Below are 19,712 nucleotides of genomic sequence, written 5' to 3' on the forward strand. Positions count from 1 at the left end.
TCTCGAGAGCCGTTTGTTCGGGAGCGGGTTTCTTCAACATGTCCCAGTGAATCACAAACCCCTGGATGTGGCCAGGGGTTTGTCAGCAGTCTGACCTCCACCTTTGGTGGAGGTCATGACTTTTGTCACGTCAGATTGTCTGTCGCCCTATTTTCAACGTCGCCGGTCGGGCCACCAGCCGCGGGCGTGAAAAAAGCAGGCGATGGCGAAAGCGAACCAGGCGCCGAGCAGAAATCCCGCCGTTGAATCCGAGGGGTAGTGCGCGCCGACGAAAACCCGCGTCGAGGCGAGCCCAACACCCAGGCAAATCCAGATCAGCCAATAGCGCGGATAGAGAATGGCGAGCGCGGTGAAGAAGGCGCCGGCGGTGGTTCCATGGCCGGAGGGAAAGCCCTGATAGAAGAACTGCATCTCGAACGGCCTAAAGGCGAAGGGGCCGCCTTCGGAAAAAAGCGCGGGTCTCGCCCGGCCGATGGCGTTCTTGAGAAGCGTGGCGGTAAGGCCGGAGGTTGCGACGCTGACGAAAACGAACGCCGCAGCCGAGGTGAGGCGACGGGTGAAATCCCTCACCGCGCCGCCATCCATGTCGCGATAGCTGACATAGACGGTCACGATCAACGCCGCGCTCGACCAGAGTATCCAGCCGGATTTGGCGTAATCGGTCATCATCCGGCTCGGATGGCTGAGCCAGACCGGCCAGCGGCCCATCTGGCCGCCGGCCCAGGCGTCGAGCTGCAGCCCCATGATGACAGCGGCCGCAAAAATAAGCGGCAGCGCGACATGGGGCCGCAACAGCCCCGTCGCCCTGAGTTCCGCCAGTGAAAAGCCTATCCGGGGCGTCGTCGTCATGGTCATGCAGCAGTAAACTCCCTCGGGGTCTTACGCCGCGAGGGTGAGATACTCCTCGAGGATCGCGTCGCCCATTTCCACGGTGCCGACCTTCTTGCAGCCCTCGGCCATGATGTCGCCGGTGCGGATACCCTTCTCCAGCACATTGGCGATGGCCTTTTCGAGCGCGTCGGCTTCCTTGATCATAGCGAAGGAATATCTCAGGCACATGGCGAAGGAGGCGATCATGGCGATCGGATTGGCGATGCCCTGGCCGGCGATATCGGGCGCGGAGCCGTGCACGGGCTCATACATCGCCTTGCGCTTGCCGGTCTTCGGATCCGGCGCGCCGAGCGATGCGGACGGCAGCATGCCCAGCGAACCTGTGAGCATCGAGGCGATATCCGAGAGCATGTCGCCGAACAGGTTGTCGGTGACGATGACGTCGAACTGCTTCGGCCAACGGACGAGTTGCATGCCGCCGGCGTCGGCCAGCATATGCTCGAGCGTCACGTCGGAGTATTTCGCCTTATGCGTGGCGGTCACGACTTCGTTCCAGAGCACGCCCGACTTCATGACGTTGCGCTTTTCCATCGAGCAGACCTTGTTGCCGCGGGTGCGGGCGAGCTCGAAGGCGACAGACGAAATGCGTTCGATTTCGAACGTGTCATAGACCTGGGTGTCGATGCCGCGCTTCTGGCCATTGCCGAGATCGATGATTTCCTTGGGGCTGCCGAAATAGACGCCGCCGGTCAATTCGCGGACGATCAGGATGTCGAGGCCTTCGACGATCTCCGGCTTCAGCGAAGAGGCGTTGGCGAGCGCCGGATAGCAGATCGCCGGACGCAGATTGGCAAATAGCGCGAGATCCTTGCGCAGGCGCAGCAGGCCGGCTTCCGGGCGCACGTCATAGGGAACGGAATCCCACTTGGGGCCGCCGACCGCGCCGAACAGCACAGCGTCCGCAGCCTGGGCCTTTTCCATGTCTTCTTCGGAAATCGCCGCGCCATGGGCGTCATAGGCCGATCCGCCGACCAGGCCTTCGTCTGTGACGAAACCGGCATTGAACTTTTCGTTCATCGCCGTGATGAACTTGCGGACTTCCGCCATGGTTTCCTGGCCGATGCCATCGCCGGGGAGAAGGAAAAGCTTGCGTTCGGACATGTGCCGCCACTTTCGGTTCTGAGTTGAAACTGCGGCCTGCATATCCCCGCATTTGCGGCTTTTCAAGCCGTTCCAGCAGCCTTGCGGTTCGCCCGCCAAACCCATATAGTTGCGCCATGCAACTAAATGGGTTTCTGATGAGCAATGAGATAGAGGCAATTCGGCGCGCGTCGCGTCGGCTGGTCCGGGAACTTGGTTTTCTTGGTCACGGACTGGCGGGCACGACGCTGGCGCCGTCTGCGGTGCATGCGCTGGTGGAGATGGCCCGCGCCGAGCTTTCCGGCAAAGAGATCGCCCAGCTTCTGCTGCTCGACAAATCGAGCGTCAGCCGTCTCCTGGCCAAACTGTCGGAGGATGGCTTGCTGCGGGAGGAAAGCGACGCGACGGACGGACGCAAGAAGAAGTTGGCGTTGACCCGAAAGGGCACTGATCTCGCCGCTTCAATCGACAGCTATGCTGATGGCCAGGTGGCGCGGGCGCTGGCCAAACTCGACGCTCAGAACCGGACGCTGGTTCGGCGGGGATTGGAAGCCTATTCTGCGGGGCTCGAAAGCGCACGGCTTGATAGCCCCGCCGCTCGCCCAGAACTGGAAATCGTCTCGGGATACCGGCCCGGCGCGATTGCGGCGATTGTCGGCCTTCATGCGCGCTACTATGCCCGCCAATGGCGTTTCGGCGCTGTGTTCGAGGCGAAAGTCGCTGCGGGACTGGCTGACTTCGTCGAACGCCTTGGCAGGCAGAGCAATGAAATATGGCTGGCGGTGATGGGCGAGGATATTGTCGGATCAGTCGCTGTCGATGGTGAGGATCTCGGGGACGGACGCGCCCATCTTCGCTGGGTCATCGTCGACGAGGCCATGCAGGGACGGGGTCTCGGACGCCAACTGCTGAAAAAGGCCCTTGCCTTCGCGGATGAGCGTGCATTCGGTGAGACTCACCTCTGGACCTTTGCCGGGCTCGACGCCGCGCGCGCTCTTTATGAAAGATCGGGGTTTTCGCTCAGGGAGGAATGGCGAGGAAATCAATGGGGAACAGATGTCTTGGAGCAGCGTTTTGTCCGGTCTCGTCCGGATTCTGCAATATGACGCTGCAAGCTTGTCAGTCGGTCAAACTCGAATTACATAGGTAACCGCTCTAACGGGGTGCTGCGATCGGCAACGATCGTCGGCTGAGAGGTCTTGTGACCAACCCGAAGAACCTGATCCGGTTAGCACCGGCGGAGGGATTAGACGGCACGATATCTCAGCGCCCTATTCCCGTTTGTTGAAACATGAAGGAGGCGCTGATGCGCAACGTGACCCTGTATCCTCTGGCGGCCCTCGCCGCTCTTTCCCTCGCTTATCCCGTTCTTTCGGCTGAGAAGACGCTGACGATCTACACCTATGAGAGCTTCACGTCGGAATGGGGTCCCGGCCCCAAGGTGAAGGCGGCGTTCGAGAAGACCTGCGCCTGCAAGGTGGATTATGTCAGCCTCGGCGACGGCGTGGCGCTCCTGACGCGCCTGAAGACCGAAGGCGAGGCGACCAAGGCCGATATCGTGCTCGGCCTCGACAACAATCTTGTGCAGGAAGCGCGCGACACCGGCTTGTTTTCCGAACATGGCGTCGACACTTCTGGCGTCTCGATCCCCGGCGGCTTCAGCGATGCTGTTTTCGTGCCCTATGACTACGGCCATTTCGCCGTGATCTACGACACTGAAATGATGAAGACCCCGCCCAAGAGCCTGAAGGAACTGGTCGAGGGCAATCCCGAGGACAAGATCGTCATCGAGGATCCCCGCACCTCCACGCCCGGTCTTGGCCTCCTGGTGTGGATAAAGGCCGTCTATGGCGACAAGGCCGGCGAAGCTTGGAGTAAGTTCAAGGGCCGTGTGCTGACCGTGACGCCCGGCTGGTCTGAAGCCTATGGCCTGTTCACCAAGGGTGAAGCGCCGATGGTGCTGTCCTACACCACCTCGCCCGCCTATCACATGATCGCCGAAAGCCAGAGCCGCTATCAGGCTGCCGCCTTTTCCGAAGGTCACCCGATCCAGGTCGAGGTTGCCGGCATGGTCAAGACCACCAAGGACAAGGATCTCGCCCAGTCCTTCCTGCGCTTCATGATCTCCCCCGCCTTCCAGGACATCATTCCGGAAAACAACTGGATGATGCCGGCGGCCAAGACGTCCGCCCCGCTCAACCCGGTGTTCGGGAAACTCGTCAATCCCGAGAAGACGCTGGTGATCGCGCCGGAAGAGGTCGCTGCCGAGCGCAAGGCTTGGATCGACGAATGGCTGGCTGCCATGAGCATGAAGTAAGCCGGCTCATGATCCGGTCGCGTGAGGACAGAGTGTGGATTTCGGCCGGCTTTCTCAGCCTGGCCGGCATCCTGCTGTTCGTTGCGCTGGCGGTGGCCGCTCTGCTGGCCGCCGCGCCCGAGGCGTCCTATCCTCCCCTGCCCTATCTCGCGCATCTCACGGCGTTCACGCTCTGGCAGGCATTTCTGTCGACGCTATTGTCTGTGGCGGTCGCTGTTCCGGTTGCGCTAGCGCTGGCGCGCCGAGGCGCCTTTCCTGGTCGTGGCATCGTTGCGGCCCTGCTCGTGCTACCGCTCGGGCTGCCGGTGCTGCCGGCGGTCTTCGGGCTGATCGAGATCTGGGGGCGGCAGGGGCTGGCCAATGACATTCTTGTCTGGTTCGGAGCGCCCCGCCTGTCGATCTACGGTCTCGCGGGCATTCTCATCGCGCATGTGTTTTTCAACCTGCCGCTCGCCGTGCGCTTTTTGTTGACCGGTCTCGACGCCGTGCCGAGGGATGAATGGCGGCTGGCCGCCAGCCTTGGCTTTTCGCGCCTCTCCCTTTTCCGCTTCGTCGAGGGGCCGGCGCTTCTTCGCGCCCTGCCGGGGGCGGCCGGATTGATCTTCATGCTGTGCATGACGAGTTTCACCATCATTCTGACGCTCGGCGGCGGGCCGGCGACCTCGACGCTGGAAGTGGCGATCTATCAGGCGCTGAAATTCGATTTCGATCCCGCGCGCGCCCTGGCGCTCACTCTGTTGCAGATCGCGCTGACGGGATTGGTGTTCCAGGCGCTTCGCCTTGCGCCTGATGTCGAGGAAGCAGGATCGACGCTTTCCTCCCGGCCGTTTCGGCCAGACGCCGTAGGATTGATTGCGACGTTAAGCGATGGCGCGATCATCCTCCTGTTCACGATTTTTGTGGCAGCGCCGCTTGCCGCCGCCACATTCGCAGGTCTGAATGCGGATCTCTTGCATTTGATCTCTGATCCTCTCTTTCACCGCGCGCTGGCGATCAGCCTCGGCATCGCCATTGCCGCCGGACTTTTCTCCACACTGCTCGGCTATACGCTGCTTGAGGCGCGGCGGCGGTTTGCCTCGGGGTCGCTGGCGCGACGGAGCCTGGGTCTTACCGATTTCATTCTGCTTCTGCCGCCGCTGGCGCTCGGGGCCGGCTGGTTCGTGCTGCAGTTGCGGCTGGTATGGCTGGGCGCCGGCGCCCCCTTTGCGGTGATCGTCATCAACGCGCTGATGGCGATGCCGTTCGTTGCCCGCGCGCTGGGGCCCGCCCTCGACAGCCACGCCCTGCGCACGGAGCGGCTGGCGCTCAGCCTTGGCGTAACCGGCTGGAACCGGCTGCGGTTGATCGACTGGCCAGCGCTCAAGACGCCATTTCTCACCGCGCTCGCTTTCGCCATGGCGCTGTCGCTCGGCGATCTCGGCGCCATCGCTTTGTTCGGCGATCAGAATTTCATCACCCTGCCGGCGCTGCTTTACGCCAAGCTCGGCAGCTATCGCGGCACGGACGCAGCCGGCCTTTCCCTCATTCTCGGCCTGGTCTGCCTGGCCCTGATGGCTCCGGCGCTCCGGGCCTATTCTTCGGGAGGCACCAGCCGTGCCTGACCTTGACGCCAAACCGCTCGATCTCGTGGTCGACGATCTCGCCATTTCATTCGGTCAACGGGATTTCCGCTATCGACTGCATCTCGACGGACCCGGACTGATCGCGGTCACGGGTCCGTCGGGGGCGGGTAAGTCGACGCTGTTTCACCTGCTGGCGGGCTTCGAAACGCCGAAAAATGGCAGGATCCTGCTTAGCGGACGCGATATCACCCAGGAACCGCCGGGGCGGCGATCCCTGACCTATGTGTTTCAGGAGCACAATCTCTTCGCCCATCTCAGCCTGTTCGACAATGTCGCGCTCGGGATCAGCCCCGCATTGCGTCTGGACGCGGAGGAGCGTCGTCGGGTGTCGAAGGCGCTCGAGAATGTCGGTCTCGGCGGGTTCGACCAGCGCAAGCCCGCCGATCTCTCCGGTGGGGAAAAGCAACGTGTCGCCTTTGCCCGCGCGCTTCTCAGACGGCGGCCGCTGCTGCTTCTTGACGAGCCCTTTGCGAGCCTCGATGAAGCGCTTCGCCGGGACATGGGTGAACTCGTGCGGTCTATGCAACGATCCGCTTCAGCAATCGTTATGATGATCACACATGACCGGAGCGAGATCATGCGCATCGCGGATCGGGTGGTGGAGGTGAAGAGCGGCATGGTGAATTTCGCAGGGCCGACAGCGGAGTGGCCATAGACCGCCGAAATCGCGGTCAAAGCGGCTTTCAGCCTCAAAATCGACTGAATTCGTTAAGAATTTGACGGCGCCGGCATATCAGTTTGTGCTATGCAACACGCCGTGAAATCGGCTAAAGGTGCCCCGTCCGGTTGAATACGGGCAAGATGAGGACAGCGCTCTGACAGTCGGAAGAAGGAGATTGAGCGGCGATCTGGAGCCTGGCGGACGCATTTGGCGTTGTCGCCGGGACAAGCTGTTGCGCGCTATCGCCTTGACCGGCGCGTGCCTTCTCGCGTCTGGCTGCCAATCCATTCTGGAACAGAGTTACGAGCCCAATATCGCGCCGTCGACATCGCCGCAGATCGTCGATGAAGTCCAGAAAAACGATCCGAGGGCTGAACTCGGGGCTCGCGAACATCCCCGTATCGTCGCCTCCTATGGCGGCGAATATCATGATCTGAAGACCGAACAGTTGGTCGCGCGCATCACCGGCGCGCTGACGGTGGTGTCGGAAAATCCGGCCCAGTCCTATCGCATCACCATTCTCAATTCTCCGGCGATCAATGCCTTCGCTCTGCCCGGCGGCTATGTCTATGTGACGCGCGGGCTTCTGGCGCTGGCGACCGACGCGTCGGAAGTCGCAGCCGTACTCAGCCATGAGATGGCGCATGTGACCGCCAATCACGGCATCGAGCGCCAGCAGCGCGAAGAGGCGGCCGTGATTGCCAGCCGGGTGGTCAGCGAAGTCCTGTCATCGGAGATCGCCGGCAAGCAGGCGCTGGCGCGCTCAAAACTCAGGCTCGCCGCCTTTTCGCGCAATCAGGAGCTTCAGGCGGATGTCATAGGCGTGCGCATGCTCGGCGAAGCGGGTTATGACCCTTACGCCGCCGCACGGTTCCTTGATGCGATGGGTGCGTTTCAGAAATTCAACGCCGGCGCGGATGGCGCGGGCTCCGGCCTCGACTTCCTGTCGAGCCATCCCTCGACGCCGCAGCGCGTGGAACTGGCGCGGATGCATGCCCGTCAGTTCGGCATGGAGGGCAAAGCCGGCGATCGTGGTCGCGACTATTTCCTCGCTGGCATCGACGGACTTCTTTATGGCGACAGCCCGCAGGAAGGCTATGTCCGCGGCCAGTCCTTCCTGCATGGCAATCTCGGCATCCGTTTCGACACGCCGCCGGGCTTCCGCATCGACAACAAGGTTGACGCCGTCATGGCGACCGGGCCGGGCGATGTGGCGATCCGGTTCGATCTGGTGGATGACAGTTCCGGCGGTAGCCTCGCGGCCTATATCTCAAGCGGTTGGGTGACCGGTCTGCTGCCTGAGACTGTGCGCGCTGCGACCGTCAACGGCATGCCGGCTGCGGTGGCCAGGGCCTCGGCGGAGCGCTGGGATTTCGACGTGACCGTGGTGCGCAACGGTCCGAAGATCTATCGCTTCCTGACCGCCGTGCCCAAGGGCCAGGACGCGCTGCTGAAGTCGACAGCCGAAAAGCTGCGCGCGACATTCCGCCGCATGAGCCCGTCGGAGATCGCGTCGCTGAAGCCTCTGCGCATTCGGGTGATCGAAGCGAAGGTCGGCGACACGGCTGCGTCGATCTCCCAGCGGATGCTGGGGACGGATCGTAAGCTGGATTTGTTCCTGCTTCTGAACGGCCTGACACCGCAGGCGCGGGTCGCGCCCGGCGACAAGTTGAAAATCGTCGCTGAATAGCCGACGCGACGATACTTCTGGTTCTGCAAAGCCCAAAAATGCAAAACCCGGAGTTTGCGGCTCCGGGTTTGGCAAAAATCGACGATGTGATGGAATCAGGCTGCTTCTTCCTGCTCGTCTTCTTCAGTGATCTTGCCGGACCGGCGCGGGCTCTTGGCGAGATTGGTCTCGACCAGGCGAACGGCTTCGGTTTCGGACATCTTGTTGACAGCGGCGATTTCGCGGGCCATGCGGTCCAGCGCCTGCTCATAGAGCTGCCGCTCGGAATAGGACTGTTCCGGCTGGTTTTCGGCGCGATAGAGGTCGCGCACCACTTCGGCGATGGAAATAAGGTCGCCCGAATTGATCTTGGCGTCATATTCCTGAGCACGGCGCGACCACATGGTCCGCTTCACCCGCGCCTTACCCTGCACGACCTTGAGCGCGCGATCAACGAAATCGGTCTCCGACAGCTTGCGCATGCCGATGCTCACAGCCTTGGCGACCGGAACTTTCAGACGCATCTTGTCTTTTTCGAAATCGATCACAAAGAGCTCGAGCTTCATGCCGGCGACTTCTTGCTCTTCGATCGTGACAATCTGACCGACGCCATGCGCGGGATAAACGATCGACTCGCCCGTCTTGAAACCGTGGCGGGCTGAAGTCTTCTTGATCTGGGTTGTCATGCTTTTCACAAACTCCCTAAAATGCTTCCGGTTGCCCGGGTGCGGCCCAGGGGCCGGGGGAGGCGACGCTTCGCCTGATAGTCTGACCGCCACATGTAAATTGCAGGCAAGCCCTTTTTGCGGAGCAAATGAAATCATTTCACCAGATGGTGCAGGATTCAAGAGCGCCGCATTAAGGGATCGTAGCTTTCGTGATGTTGGGCAAGTTACGCCCTTCGGGATCAGTGGAAGAGTGTCTATCACAAAAAACGGTGGAAATCAATAATTTGCTTTGACCTGCCGCAAGGACGCTCCACGGTGCTTCGCATCGTGGTTAAATAGGGAATCAACGTCTGGAGGCGGAACCCGATGAACGCCTTCCGTGAAAGCGGGCCGCCCTGATATTGACGACCGCCGCCGGGCAAGTCCCGGCCAGCGGTCGCGCCTTCCATTCGTCAGTCGCCCGAGCCGGGCTTCTCCGAGAAGTACTTTTCGAGCTTACCTTCGACGCCGTCCATTTCCTTCGCTTCGGGAAGAGGATCGCGCTTCTGGGTGATGTTCGGCCAGACGGTGGCAAAATCGGCGTTCAATTTCAACCACTTATCCAAACCGCTTTCGGTATCGGGCTTGATTGCCTCGGCAGGACATTCCGGTTCGCAGACGCCGCAGTCGATGCATTCGTCGGGATGGATGACCAGGAAATTTTCACCCTCGTAGAAACAGTCGACCGGACACACTTCCACGCAATCCGTGTACTTGCACTTGATGCAGTTGTCGGTCACGACATAGGTCATTCCAAGGCTCCAGAAAAGGACTCGTCAAGGGGCACGGCGGATCCCGCAAATCGCTTGTCACCTAGCGGCTTTGCCCCTCCTTTGCAAGGAGAAGGCTAGGCAAACGAGGCCTGCGGGAAACGCATATCTGCCTTGCGCGCCGTATCCGAAACCGGCGTCACTCGGTGAAATCGTAGCGCGCCTTCAGACGTTCCATCTGGCGACGCTCTTTCTTTTCGGGCCGGCCGGTTCCGGCTTCGCGCGTCGCCTGCTCATAACGCGATGTTTTTTCGCGAGGCGGCGTTTCATCGGAGTAGAGAAGCCTGGCTTCCTCAAACGGACCGCGACGATCGCCCGGAGCTTTGACCACGACGATCACATGTTTGTCATGCGTCGCCACTTCCAGCCGGTCGCCGATCTTCACATCGGCGCTCGGGCGGCGGACCTTGTCGCCGTTGACAGCGACATGGCCGGCCTCGATCCAGCCTTGCGCCAGCGTGCGCGACTTGGCGATCCTGGTGAAGAAAAGCCATTTGTCGATGCGCTGGCGTTGGCTGGCCGAGGCGTCGCTCATACCTTACTTCTTCAGTTGTTCCTTCAGCGCAGCGAGCTTGGCGAAAGGAGAATCCGGATCGATCGGCTTTTCCTTGCGGGGCTTCGCTTCAAAGCGCTGCGGCTGGCCGCGATTGCCCTTGTCCTGACGCGGAGCCGCGTCCTGACGCTCGCCCCGATCCTGCCGGTCCTGACGCGGACGATCATTGCGTGGCGGCCGATCGCCCTGCTGGTCCTTGCGGTCCCGGCGGCCTTCGCCGCGGTTCTGGGTGTTTTGCGGGCGGCGATCGTCGCCCTGGCGTTCGGGCCTACGAGCCCCTTCGCGCGGCGCCTGGTCACGGCGAGGCCCCGAGGCGCGTTGCGGCGCGTCGTTGCGACCGCCTGGCCGCCAAAGCAGGACGCGCTTTTCTTCCTGCGGTTCTTCGGGCGCCGGCTCCTGGGCTGCAGTCGGGTCGGCCTGGACTTCTTCGGTCGCGGCGGCGGGGGCTTCTTCGGTCTCGGCGGTTTCAACCGTCTCAGCCGACGCCTCGGCGTTTTCAGCCTTCGGCTCCTCGGCGGCGTCTTCCCCGGCAACAACGACCGGCTTGGCCGGAGCAGACGAGGCGAGATAGCCGGTGGCTTCTTCCGATGTCACGCTATCGGCGCGATAGCCAAGACCCTTCAGGATTTCTTCGATATCGTCGGTGGTGGCTCCGAGGATCGACAACATGGCCGGCGTTGTCAGGAACCGACGGCCGTCATAGGCGCCGTCCGGACGGGTCGGAGAACCTGGCTTCCATTGCAGAAGCGGACGGATGAGATCGGCCAGACGCTCAAGAATATCGATGCGCACGGCGCGCTTGCCGAGGAACCGGAAGCCCGCGAGGCGGTAGAAATTGCGCTCGAAACTATGATCGGTAACGATCGAGGTGCGGCCGGCCGCCAGCGCCGGAATTAAATCGCCATAGCCCGGCAGGCCGAGCGCGTCGTTCTTCAGCGCCCAGAGCAAAGTGATGAGTTCGGCGGGCGCCGGCTTCAACAGCGCCGGCATGAACACGTGATAGGCGCCGAAGCGGATGCCGTATTTCCGAAGCGAGGCGCGACCATCCTGGTCGAGAGCCTTGACGTCGTCCGCGACATCGCGGCGGAACAGCACGCCGAGGCTCTCGGCCAATTGATAGGCGATGCCCTTGGCGATGCCCTGCAGATCCTCGGCGCGGATCAAATCGTCCAGCGGCTTCAGAACCGTGGCGATGTGGTGGTTGACGAAACGCTCGATACGAGCCTGGACGTGGTCGCGGGCATGGCCCTGCAGCAGTTCGTCGGCGAGCAGCACGACACGTGGGCGCAGGACGTGGTCCGATGCCGTCAGCCGCGCCACGGGCTCGCCGAGCCAGCGCAAGAGGCCGTCATTGGCGATCGCCAGATCGTTGTTGCCGGCGGCGTGGAGCCGGGCGGCCCGCGCCTCGAATTCCAATCCGAGCGCCTTGCCGACCGCACTCTCGACAGCCTTTAGGTCCTGGCCATCCGTTCCGCTCGCAAGCGTAAAGCGGAAACCCGACAACTGCCCCACATGATGCCCTTCCACGAAGACATCGCCATTCACACTGATTTCCGCTTCGAGCATAGCATTCTCTCTTAACCGCTTCATGAGCACAGATGTCCTGCGGTCTACGAAGCGTTTGGTCAACCTTTCATGCAGCGCGTCCGAGAGACGATCTTCGATTTCGCGCGTTTTTTCCTGCCAGTGCGCCGGATCGGCCAGCCAGCCGGGTCGATTGGACACATAGGTCCAAGTCCTGATTTGCGCAATACGGGCGGAGAGCGTGTCAATCTCGCCATCCGTCCTGTCCGCCCGGCGCACCTGTTCCGCTATGAAATCTTCCTTCACCGCGCCGAGCCGGACGATGTCCTTGTAGATGGCGGCGACGAGATCGGAATGTTGCAGCGAGGTGATCCGCCTGTAGTCAGGCAGGGCGCAAATCTCCCAGAGCTTTTCCACCCTTTCCCGCGATGTGGCAAGCTCCAAAATATCAGGATATCGCGCCAGATGTTCGAGCGCCTGCATGTCGACGGATGGCAACGCCTTGGTCAGGCCCTGCAAGCGAGGCGCCGTGTCCAGGCTTTTGCGCAGATGATCGACGGAGGAGAAATCGAAGCCCTTGGTGCGCCATTGCATGACCTTGACGGGGTCGAATTCGTGGCTCTCGATCCGTTGCACCATCTCGTCGTCAAGCGGGCGGGTCTGGCCGGTGACGCCAAATGTCCCGTCGCGCATGTGCCGTCCGGCGCGCCCGGCAATCTGGCCCATCTCGCCGGGCGTCAGGTTGCGATATTGAAAACCGTCATATTTGCGGTCCTGGGCGAAAGCGACATGGTCGACATCGAGATTGAGGCCCATGCCGATGGCGTCGGTCGCGACGATATATTCGACATCGCCTTCCTGGTAGAGCGCCACTTGCGCATTACGAGTGCGGGGGCTGAGCGCTCCGATCACCACCGCCGCGCCGCCGCGTTGCCGCTTGACCAGTTCGGCGATCGCATAGACTTCGTCGGCCGAGAAGGCGACGATGGCGGATCGGCGCGGCAGGCGGGTGATCTTTTTCTGGCCGGCGTAGAACAATTGCGACAGGCGCGGCCGCTCGACCACGGTTAGGCCCGGCAGGATCTGGGTCAGAATCGGCTTCATGGTAGCTGCGCCCAGCAGCAGCGTTTCCTCCCTGCCGCGCAAATGCAGAATTCGGTCGGTGAAGACATGGCCGCGTTCGAGATCGGCGGCGAGCTGAACTTCATCGATGGCCACGAAGGACGCCCTGGTTTCGCTGGGCATGGCCTCGACGGTGCAGACGGAATAACGCGCGCCGGGTGGCGAGATCTTTTCCTCGCCCGTTATCAGCGCCACATTGGCGACACCCACCTTTTCGGCGACGCGCCCATAGACTTCACGGGCAAGCAAGCGGAGCGGCAGCCCGATCACGCCTGAGGCATGCGCCACCATTCGCTCGATCGCGTAATGGGTCTTGCCGGTGTTTGTGGGGCCGAGAACCGCGGTGACGCCGCGGCCGCTCAAAGTCAGGGGATCGGAAGTCAATGTGTCCAGTCCAGATGAAGGAGTCGGCATGCAGCCGGCGGCATTCCTTGCCCGCTAAAAGCGGCAAATGCAAGAACTAGGGCGCATAAAGCAAATTTCGACGCTCAGGCGCGGCGATGCGCAAGCTTCGGAACAGCTTGGGAACGAATCGGAGACGAATCGCAGACTCGGCGCCGTGCATGTTATGTTCTCTACTAGATATTGAAGATTCTCGCTTGTGGTCTCGATAGATTGAATCCAACGGGGAATCGCGAGAGTTGCAGTCGTTGCCGATGATATTTGCGGCATCGATCCGTCAATGAGTTGATAAAAATATGGTTAATCAAATGCTTCCCGATAGGCGTCCGCCGTCTTGGAATAACACAGGAAAACACCTGAACTAACCCGGTACGAATCGCTGACGAATCAGGCGTTGCAATTTGTTGCCACAGTGTTCTCTACCACATTTTGTAGGTTAACCCCATCGAAACCATGCCTGGAAGGTGTCCTTCGGCGACCGTTTTCTCGGCGACTTTCGTCCGCGACGTCCGGAACAAACTGGCTCATCGTCCGTTCAATCCGTCAGTTCGATTGCGCAAAAGGGGTTGCGACATGCTTGGAACCATTCTTCTCATAATTCTAGTCCTGCTTCTCATCGGGTCAGTGCCCAACTGGGCTCACAGCAGGGGATGGGGATACGGGCCTTCCGGCGGAATCGGGCTGGTTCTCATCATAGTCCTCATACTCGTCCTGATGGGACGGGTGTGACCACACGGAGAAGGAGCGTAGCGATGAAGAAGGTTATTCTGTCCATAGCGATGATCGGCGCCTTGGCGTCTTGCACAGCCACTGAACGCGGCGCTGGCATCGGCGCGGCGACCGGCGCCGTCGTCGGTGGCGTCGCCACCGGAGATGTCGGCGGCGCAGCTGTCGGAGCGGTGGTTGGCGGCGCGGCTGGCGCATTGATTGGTCATGCGAGCCGCGACGGCTACTGTATCTATCGCGACCGCCACGGCCGTCGCTACGAAGCGCGTTGCTAACGCGCCTGCGGCGCCTGAACGGGTTCGGAACGAATCACCGACGAATCACGTTTGCCTGGACGTTCCTGGTACGTTCGCCGCAATATGTTGTATTTTATGATTTATTTAACCATGGAGGCCGCCGCTATGCGGCCTCCAATCTTTTCATCGTCAGATCATATATTGGCCGCCATTGGCGGTAATGGTGGAGCCGGTGATGAAGCCTGCATCGTCGGAGGCAAGGAACACCACGCAGCGGGCGATTTCCTCCGGTTCGCCGAGGCGACCGACCGGGATCTGTGGGATGATCCGCTCGTTCAGCACCTTTTCCGGCACAGCGCGCACCATTTCCGTGCCGATATAGCCGGGGCAGATCACATTGACGGTGATTCCCTTGGCCGCGCCTTCCTGGGCCAGCGCCTTGGTGAAGCCGATATCGCCGGCCTTGGCGGCGGAGTAATTGGCTTGACCCATCTGGCCCTTCTGGCCGTTGATCGAGGAAATGCTGACGATGCGGCCGAAGGAACGGTCGCGCATACCCGACCAGACCGGATGGGTCATGTTGAACAGGCCGGAGAGATTGGTGGAGATCACTGCATTCCACTGTTCCGGCGTCATCTTGTGGAACATGGCGTCGCGGGTGATGCCGGCATTGTTCACCAGGATTTCGACTGGCCCCAGTTCCGCTTCGACCTGGGCGATGCCTGCTGCGCAGGCTTCGTAGCTCGACACGTCCCATTTGAAGGCGGGGATGCCGGTCTCGGCGGTGAAGGCCTTGGCGGCCTCGTCATTGCCGGCATAATTGGCGGCGACTTTGTAGCCGGCGTTTTTCAGCGCTACGGAAATGGCGGCCCCGATGCCGCGTGTTCCACCGGTAACGAGTGCGACTCTGCTCATCAATATCCCTCCCTGGATAACAGTCTTCTGGATTATTTTGGAGGAAAGCCGCCGGATCCGCAGCGGCTTTCCGACCGAGATCACATGGCTTCGAAGCACATGGCGATGCCCATGCCGCCGCCGATGCAAAGCGTGGCAAGGCCCTTCTTGGCCGAGCGGCGCTTCATTTCGAACAACAGCGTGTTGAGCACGCGCGCGCCGGAAGCGCCGATCGGATGACCGATGGCGATCGCGCCGCCATTGACGTTGACGATCGAGGGATCCCAGCCGAGATCTTTGTTGACCGCGCAGGCTTGCGCCGCGAAGGCTTCGTTGGCTTCGACCAGATCGAGATCGCCGACCGACCAGCCGGCCTTTTCGAGCGCCTTGCGAGAGGCCGGGATCGGGCCGGTGCCCATGATCTTGGGATCGACGCCGGCGGTGGCCCAGGACACGATGCGGGCGAGGGGCGTGATGCCGCGACGCACAGCTTCTTCTTCGGTCATCAGCAGGGCGGCGGCAGCGCCGTCATTCAGACCGGAGGCGTTGCCGGCGGTCACGGTGCCTTCCTTGTCGAAAGCCGGGCGGAGCTTGGCGAGCGCGTCCATCGTCGCGCCGGCGCGGATATATTCGTCGGCGTCGACGATCGTGTCGCCCTTGCGGCCCTTGATAACGAAGGGCACGATTTCATCCTTGAACTTGCCAGCCGTCTGGGCGGCTTCCGCCTTGTTCTGCGATGCGACGGCGAAAGCGTCCTGCTCGTCGCGGGAGAGTTGCCATTGGCGCGCCACGTTTTCTGCAGTGATGCCCATGTGATAGCCATGGAAGGCGTCCGTCAGCCCGTCCTTGATCATCGTGTCGATCAGCTTGACGTCCCCCATCTTCACGCCCGCGCGAAGATATTGGCAATGCGGCGCCATGGACATCGATTCCATGCCGCCCGCAACGATGATCGAGGCGTCGCCCGCAGCGATCTGTTGCATGCCAAGGGCGACGGCGCGAAGGCCAGAGCCGCAGAGCTGGTTGACGCCGAGCGCCGTGGCTTCGATGGGGACGCCGGCCTTGATCGCCGCCTGGCGGGCCGGGTTCTGGCCTTCGCCGGCCGGAAGGACCTGGCCCAGAATCACTTCATTGACGTCCGAAGCCTCGACGCCGGCGCGTTCGAGCACGCTCTTGATGACAGTCAAGCCCAATTCATGGGCCGGGACATTGGCGAAACTGCCGTTGAAAGAGCCGACAGCGGTGCGCGCTGCGCTTGCGATGACGATCGAAGGGCTGCTCATGATTGTTTCCTCCTTGATAGGTTGTCCCGACACTCGCAAACACACAGGAGGCTGTCAATGACGCTAAAGACCAACATGCCGCAACGCGGCGTATTGTTTTCATTCCCGTCCTGGTTGCTTCCGAGGCGCTTCGACGTTCCCGCTGTTTCCAGTCTCTGCGGTATAGGCCTCCGCTCACGCCGCAACGCACAAAACCATTGTGCCCACAGGGCTTTTCAGCTTAGACTGATCGAAAGCGCCCGAGAAATCGAGTGGAGGAGGCGTTTTTTGCGAAAGAAAAGACGGTCAGGAGGAACGAATGGCCAAAAATGATGGGCAGATCGTCATCAAGAAATACGCGAACCGGCGGCTCTACAATACCGGCACCAGCACCTATGTGACGCTCGACGATCTGGCGCAGATGGTCAAGAAGGGGGAGGACTTCAACGTCCAGGACGCCAAGAGCGGCGATGACATCACGCATTCGGTGCTGACGCAGATCATCTTCGAGCAGGAATCCAAGAACGGCAACACGTTGCTGCCGATTTCATTCCTTCGACAGCTTATCTCCTATTATGGCGACCAGATGCAGATGTTCGTGCCGTCCTATCTCGAACAGTCCATGCATGCCTTCAGCAGCCAGCAGAGCCAGATCCGCGAACATCTTTCGAAGTCGCTGGGCGATACGCCCCTCGCCAAGAATCTGCAGATTCCGATTCAGTTGATGGAAGAGCAGGTGAAGCGCAATACCGAAATTTTCCGCCAGGCGATGGAGGTGTTCACTCCCTTTGCCCCGCAAGCCCAGGCCAAGGCCGAGCCCAAGGGCAAGGCCGACGTCAAGGATATCGAAGATCTCAAGGAGCAGCTTCGCGCTCTTCAGACCAAGATCGAGAATATGTGAGCTCAGCCTGCCGGGCGGCGTGTTTTACCGCCCGGCAGCGGTCTTTAAAGACCGATCGACACATCCCGGCCCGCCGATGTGATCGAAATCGTGAAACCTGCCGCCACATCGATGAAGCAGATCGCCATCAGCAGGAAAAACACATGGGTTGCGGCGGCTGGCGCCAGCAGAAACTCCACCAGGAACACCACGAACAGCAGCATGGACAGAAGATGATCCATGACAGCGGATCTGCGCCGCGTCGCCTTGATGATCTCGAAGAACAGCACGAACAGCGCCACGAGCAGCAGGAGATCGCCCAGGCTCATGCTCCAGGTCGCGCCCGACATCATGTCCAGGCTGAAGATCGAGGTGTCCAGCGCGCCCACGCCACCCGAACCCAAGGCGCCGAACATGGCGAGATTGTAGAGAATAAATGGAATGATCATCAGGGGGATGACGGCCATATCGCGCTCCTCTTGTTTGTCGGCGCGACACTAGAGGCTTTTCGGGCGAAACGGAATCCGGGAAAAGCGTCAGGTCTCCGATTTCGACCGACCATGTCGACCGCCGCTGGAAAATCGGGCGGACGCGATCACAAAAGCAAAGGGCCAGCTTTCGCCGGCCCCTGGAAATTTTAGCGGAAGAGCGCCTGAAATCAGGCGTTTTCCTTCGGCGTCAGAACCTGGCGACCGCGATACATGCCGGTCTTCAGGTCGATGTGGTGCGGGCGGCGAAGCTCGCCGGAGTTCTTGTCTTCCACATAGGTGGACGCCTTCAGGCCGTCAGCTGAACGGCGCATACCGCGGCGGGACGGGCTGGTTTTTCTCTTAGGAACTGCCATTTTCTTAACTCCAATCTCACCCGGACATCGTTTCGTTCAGCCAGGAAGGCTGCGCGCATCAGCGATCTTTTCCGGAAAATTTGGCGGGCTTATACATGCGCGAAGGGCCTTTGACCAGTCCCCCCAGTTATTTTTTCTCAACCTGGCCGATTCTTTCGGTCAGGCTTCGTCCTCGGCCACGATCCATGTTTCAACCGCTGCGCCCGCCGCCCATTCCTGAAAAGCGGGATGATCGGCGACAGATTGCATATAGGCGCGCGATTGCGGTTTTTCGGTGAGCATATAGGCGTCGAAGCGATTGACGACGGGCGCATACATCGCGTCTGCGGCGCTGAATTCGCCAAACAAGAAGGGACCGCCGCTCCTGCCGAGCGCGTCCGACCATATCCGTTCGATGCGCGCGACATCGGCGCGCACATCGTCACCGACCGGCAGCGCCTTGCGGGGCCGACGGAGATTCATCGGACAGGCGTTGCGCAGCGCCCTGAAGCCGGTCGCCATTTCGAGACTATAGGCGCGGGCGAGGGCGCGGTCGCGCATGTCGTCGGGCCAGACGCGTTTGTCGGGGAAGAGTTCGGCCACATAGTCGATGATCGCCAGCGATTCCCAAAGCCGGAAATCGCCATGAACAAGAAGCGGCACCCGCCCCACCTCCGACACGGCCTTGATGGCAGGGTTGCCTCCAGCAAAATCGAAGGGGATCACCTCGTCTTCGAAGTCAATGCCGGCAGCCTTCATGGCGAGCCAGGGCCGCAGCGACCAGGATGAATAATTCTTGTTGCCGACATAGAGTTTGAGCTGAGCCATTATGGTCCTCCAATGAAGCGAGATTAGCGGTTTGGCGCTAAGGCAACCAATGAATTCAAGACGGATCAGTCATAAAGGCATTTGATATAATCACCCGAGCCCTTGGCGCGTCTTTCGATGAGAGAGGCGAGGCGCTTCATGCCTCGACCGGGCTTTGAGGCGTTGCGTGTGATGGGATTGGGCAGCGCCACGGCAAGCAGCGCCGCCTGCCGGCGCGACAGTTTGCTGGCGGAGGTCTTGAAATGGTGCTGGGCCGCCGCCTCGACGCCGTAGATGCCGGGACCCCATTCGGCGATGTTGAGATAGATCTCCATCAGCCGGCGCTTCGACCAGACGAAATCCGCACCCAGCGCGAGAGGCAATTCCAGGCCCTTGCGGATGAAGGAGCGTCCGTTCCACAGAAACAGGTTCTTGGCGGTCTGCATGGGTATGGTCGAGGCGCCGCGGGTCTGCTGACCGGCGAGCGCGTCATCGATGACGCCGTTCATCTGCACCCAATCGACGCCAGCATGGCTGCAATACTGGCCATCCTCGGACATCATCACCGATTGCACCAGCACCGGCGCGATGTCTTCGAATTCGATCCAGCGACGGTCATATCCCTGAAAGCTCGCAAGATCCCACAGCATCAGCGTCGACACCGGTCTGACCAGATCAATCTTGTAGAAAAGGATCAGCAGATAGGGAAAAAGCAGGAGGCCGAGAAGCGCAAGTCCAGCCTTTCGAAGATGAGTTCGCATCGGCC

General features: G+C 61.0%; 21 protein-coding genes and 1 riboswitch. Of the genes, 8 read left to right on the top strand and 13 right to left on the bottom strand.

Going from position 1 to position 19,712, the window contains the following annotated elements; all coding sequences use genetic code 11:
* Positions 1-153: 153 nt before the first annotated feature.
* Positions 154-855, bottom strand: coding sequence for a phosphatase PAP2 family protein (locus tag M2360_RS14635; RefSeq protein WP_280775963.1), 702 nt, complete (start codon positions 853-855; stop codon positions 154-156).
* A 24-nt stretch (positions 856-879) separates the two neighbouring features.
* A complete protein-coding gene (leuB, locus tag M2360_RS14640; RefSeq protein ID WP_137157048.1) occupies positions 880-1,992 on the bottom strand; it encodes a 3-isopropylmalate dehydrogenase in 1,113 nt (370 codons plus the stop codon).
* 137 nt (positions 1,993-2,129) lie between these two features.
* Here leuB and M2360_RS14645 point away from each other — a divergent pair, with 137 nt between their 5' ends.
* The 5 genes from M2360_RS14645 to M2360_RS14665 all read left to right on the top strand — a co-directional run bounded on the left by M2360_RS14645 (position 2,130) and on the right by M2360_RS14665 (position 8,261).
* Positions 2,130-3,077 (top strand): bifunctional helix-turn-helix transcriptional regulator/GNAT family N-acetyltransferase, encoded by a 948-nt coding sequence (locus M2360_RS14645; RefSeq protein WP_280775973.1) that lies wholly within the window; start codon positions 2,130-2,132, stop codon positions 3,075-3,077.
* 43 nt (positions 3,078-3,120) lie between these two features.
* A riboswitch (TPP riboswitch) is annotated at positions 3,121-3,234 on the top strand.
* Positions 3,235-3,262: 28 nt separating this feature from the next.
* The gene (thiB, locus tag M2360_RS14650; protein WP_280775975.1) at positions 3,263-4,288 is read left to right on the top strand and encodes a thiamine ABC transporter substrate binding subunit; all 1,026 of its coding nucleotides are present in this window, start codon (positions 3,263-3,265) and stop codon (positions 4,286-4,288) included.
* Between the two features lie 8 nt (positions 4,289-4,296).
* On the top strand, positions 4,297-5,889 hold the full coding sequence (locus tag M2360_RS14655; protein ID WP_280775977.1) for an ABC transporter permease subunit: 1,593 nt from the start codon (positions 4,297-4,299) through the stop codon (positions 5,887-5,889).
* On the top strand, positions 5,882-6,565 hold the full coding sequence (locus M2360_RS14660; protein WP_280775979.1) for an ATP-binding cassette domain-containing protein: 684 nt from the start codon (positions 5,882-5,884) through the stop codon (positions 6,563-6,565). Before M2360_RS14655 ends, M2360_RS14660 begins: the two co-directional genes overlap by 8 nt.
* A gap of 235 nt (positions 6,566-6,800) precedes the next feature.
* Entirely contained in the window at positions 6,801-8,261 is a 1,461-nt protein-coding gene (locus M2360_RS14665) for a M48 family metalloprotease (protein WP_280776200.1), read from the top strand.
* A gap of 95 nt (positions 8,262-8,356) precedes the next feature.
* Here the strand turns inward: M2360_RS14665 and M2360_RS14670 are convergent, their stop codons facing one another.
* From M2360_RS14670 to M2360_RS14690, 5 genes are all read right to left on the bottom strand, one after another.
* Entirely contained in the window at positions 8,357-8,926 is a 570-nt protein-coding gene (locus M2360_RS14670; RefSeq protein ID WP_280775980.1) for a CarD family transcriptional regulator, read from the bottom strand.
* Between the two features lie 239 nt (positions 8,927-9,165).
* A complete protein-coding gene (locus M2360_RS14675) occupies positions 9,166-9,357 on the bottom strand; it encodes a hypothetical protein (RefSeq protein WP_280775981.1) in 192 nt (63 codons plus the stop codon).
* 3 nt (positions 9,358-9,360) lie between these two features.
* Positions 9,361-9,699 (bottom strand): ferredoxin FdxA, encoded by a 339-nt coding sequence (fdxA, locus tag M2360_RS14680; protein ID WP_280775982.1) that lies wholly within the window; start codon positions 9,697-9,699, stop codon positions 9,361-9,363.
* Between the two features lie 157 nt (positions 9,700-9,856).
* Entirely contained in the window at positions 9,857-10,252 is a 396-nt protein-coding gene (locus M2360_RS14685) for an RNA-binding S4 domain-containing protein (RefSeq protein ID WP_280775983.1), read from the bottom strand.
* Between the two features lie 3 nt (positions 10,253-10,255).
* Positions 10,256-13,330: a helicase-related protein gene (locus tag M2360_RS14690; protein ID WP_280775985.1), complete on the bottom strand. Its 3,075-nt coding sequence runs from the start codon at positions 13,328-13,330 to the stop codon at positions 10,256-10,258.
* A gap of 561 nt (positions 13,331-13,891) precedes the next feature.
* Here M2360_RS14690 and M2360_RS14695 point away from each other — a divergent pair.
* A complete protein-coding gene (locus M2360_RS14695; protein WP_280775986.1) occupies positions 13,892-14,047 on the top strand; it encodes a DUF3309 family protein in 156 nt (51 codons plus the stop codon).
* A 23-nt stretch (positions 14,048-14,070) separates the two neighbouring features.
* Complete coding sequence (locus M2360_RS14700; RefSeq protein ID WP_280775988.1) at positions 14,071-14,319, top strand: glycine zipper domain-containing protein; 249 nt, start codon at positions 14,071-14,073, stop codon at positions 14,317-14,319.
* A 150-nt stretch (positions 14,320-14,469) separates the two neighbouring features.
* Here the strand turns inward: M2360_RS14700 and M2360_RS14705 are convergent, their stop codons facing one another.
* Both M2360_RS14705 and M2360_RS14710 read right to left on the bottom strand, forming a co-directional pair.
* Entirely contained in the window at positions 14,470-15,195 is a 726-nt protein-coding gene (locus tag M2360_RS14705) for a beta-ketoacyl-ACP reductase (RefSeq protein WP_280775989.1), read from the bottom strand.
* Between the two features lie 80 nt (positions 15,196-15,275).
* Positions 15,276-16,457 (bottom strand): acetyl-CoA C-acetyltransferase, encoded by a 1,182-nt coding sequence (locus M2360_RS14710; RefSeq protein ID WP_280775990.1) that lies wholly within the window; start codon positions 16,455-16,457, stop codon positions 15,276-15,278.
* 298 nt (positions 16,458-16,755) lie between these two features.
* On the opposite strand from M2360_RS14710, the gene phaR reads away from it, so the two are divergent.
* The gene (gene phaR, locus M2360_RS14715) at positions 16,756-17,337 is read left to right on the top strand and encodes a polyhydroxyalkanoate synthesis repressor PhaR (RefSeq protein WP_280775991.1); all 582 of its coding nucleotides are present in this window, start codon (positions 16,756-16,758) and stop codon (positions 17,335-17,337) included.
* 44 nt (positions 17,338-17,381) lie between these two features.
* On the opposite strand, the gene M2360_RS14720 is transcribed toward phaR, so the two are convergent.
* From M2360_RS14720 to mtgA, 4 genes are all read right to left on the bottom strand, one after another.
* Positions 17,382-17,783 carry a hypothetical protein gene (locus tag M2360_RS14720; RefSeq protein ID WP_280775992.1) on the bottom strand — a complete coding sequence of 134 codons (402 nt, stop codon included), beginning with the start codon at positions 17,781-17,783 and terminating at the stop codon, positions 17,382-17,384.
* A gap of 191 nt (positions 17,784-17,974) precedes the next feature.
* Positions 17,975-18,160, bottom strand: a complete 186-nt coding sequence (gene rpmF, locus M2360_RS14725) for a 50S ribosomal protein L32 (protein WP_137157063.1) — start codon at positions 18,158-18,160, stop codon at positions 17,975-17,977.
* A gap of 159 nt (positions 18,161-18,319) precedes the next feature.
* Positions 18,320-18,967 carry a glutathione S-transferase family protein gene (locus tag M2360_RS14730; RefSeq protein WP_280775994.1) on the bottom strand — a complete coding sequence of 216 codons (648 nt, stop codon included), beginning with the start codon at positions 18,965-18,967 and terminating at the stop codon, positions 18,320-18,322.
* 65 nt (positions 18,968-19,032) lie between these two features.
* Positions 19,033-19,707, bottom strand: coding sequence for a monofunctional biosynthetic peptidoglycan transglycosylase (mtgA, locus tag M2360_RS14735; RefSeq protein WP_280775995.1), 675 nt, complete (start codon positions 19,705-19,707; stop codon positions 19,033-19,035).
* Between the last annotated feature and the right edge of the window lie 5 nt (positions 19,708-19,712).

The sequence above is a fragment of the Rhizobium sp. SG_E_25_P2 genome, assembly GCF_029892285.1.
Lineage (GTDB): Bacteria > Pseudomonadota > Alphaproteobacteria > Rhizobiales > Rhizobiaceae > Rhizobium_E.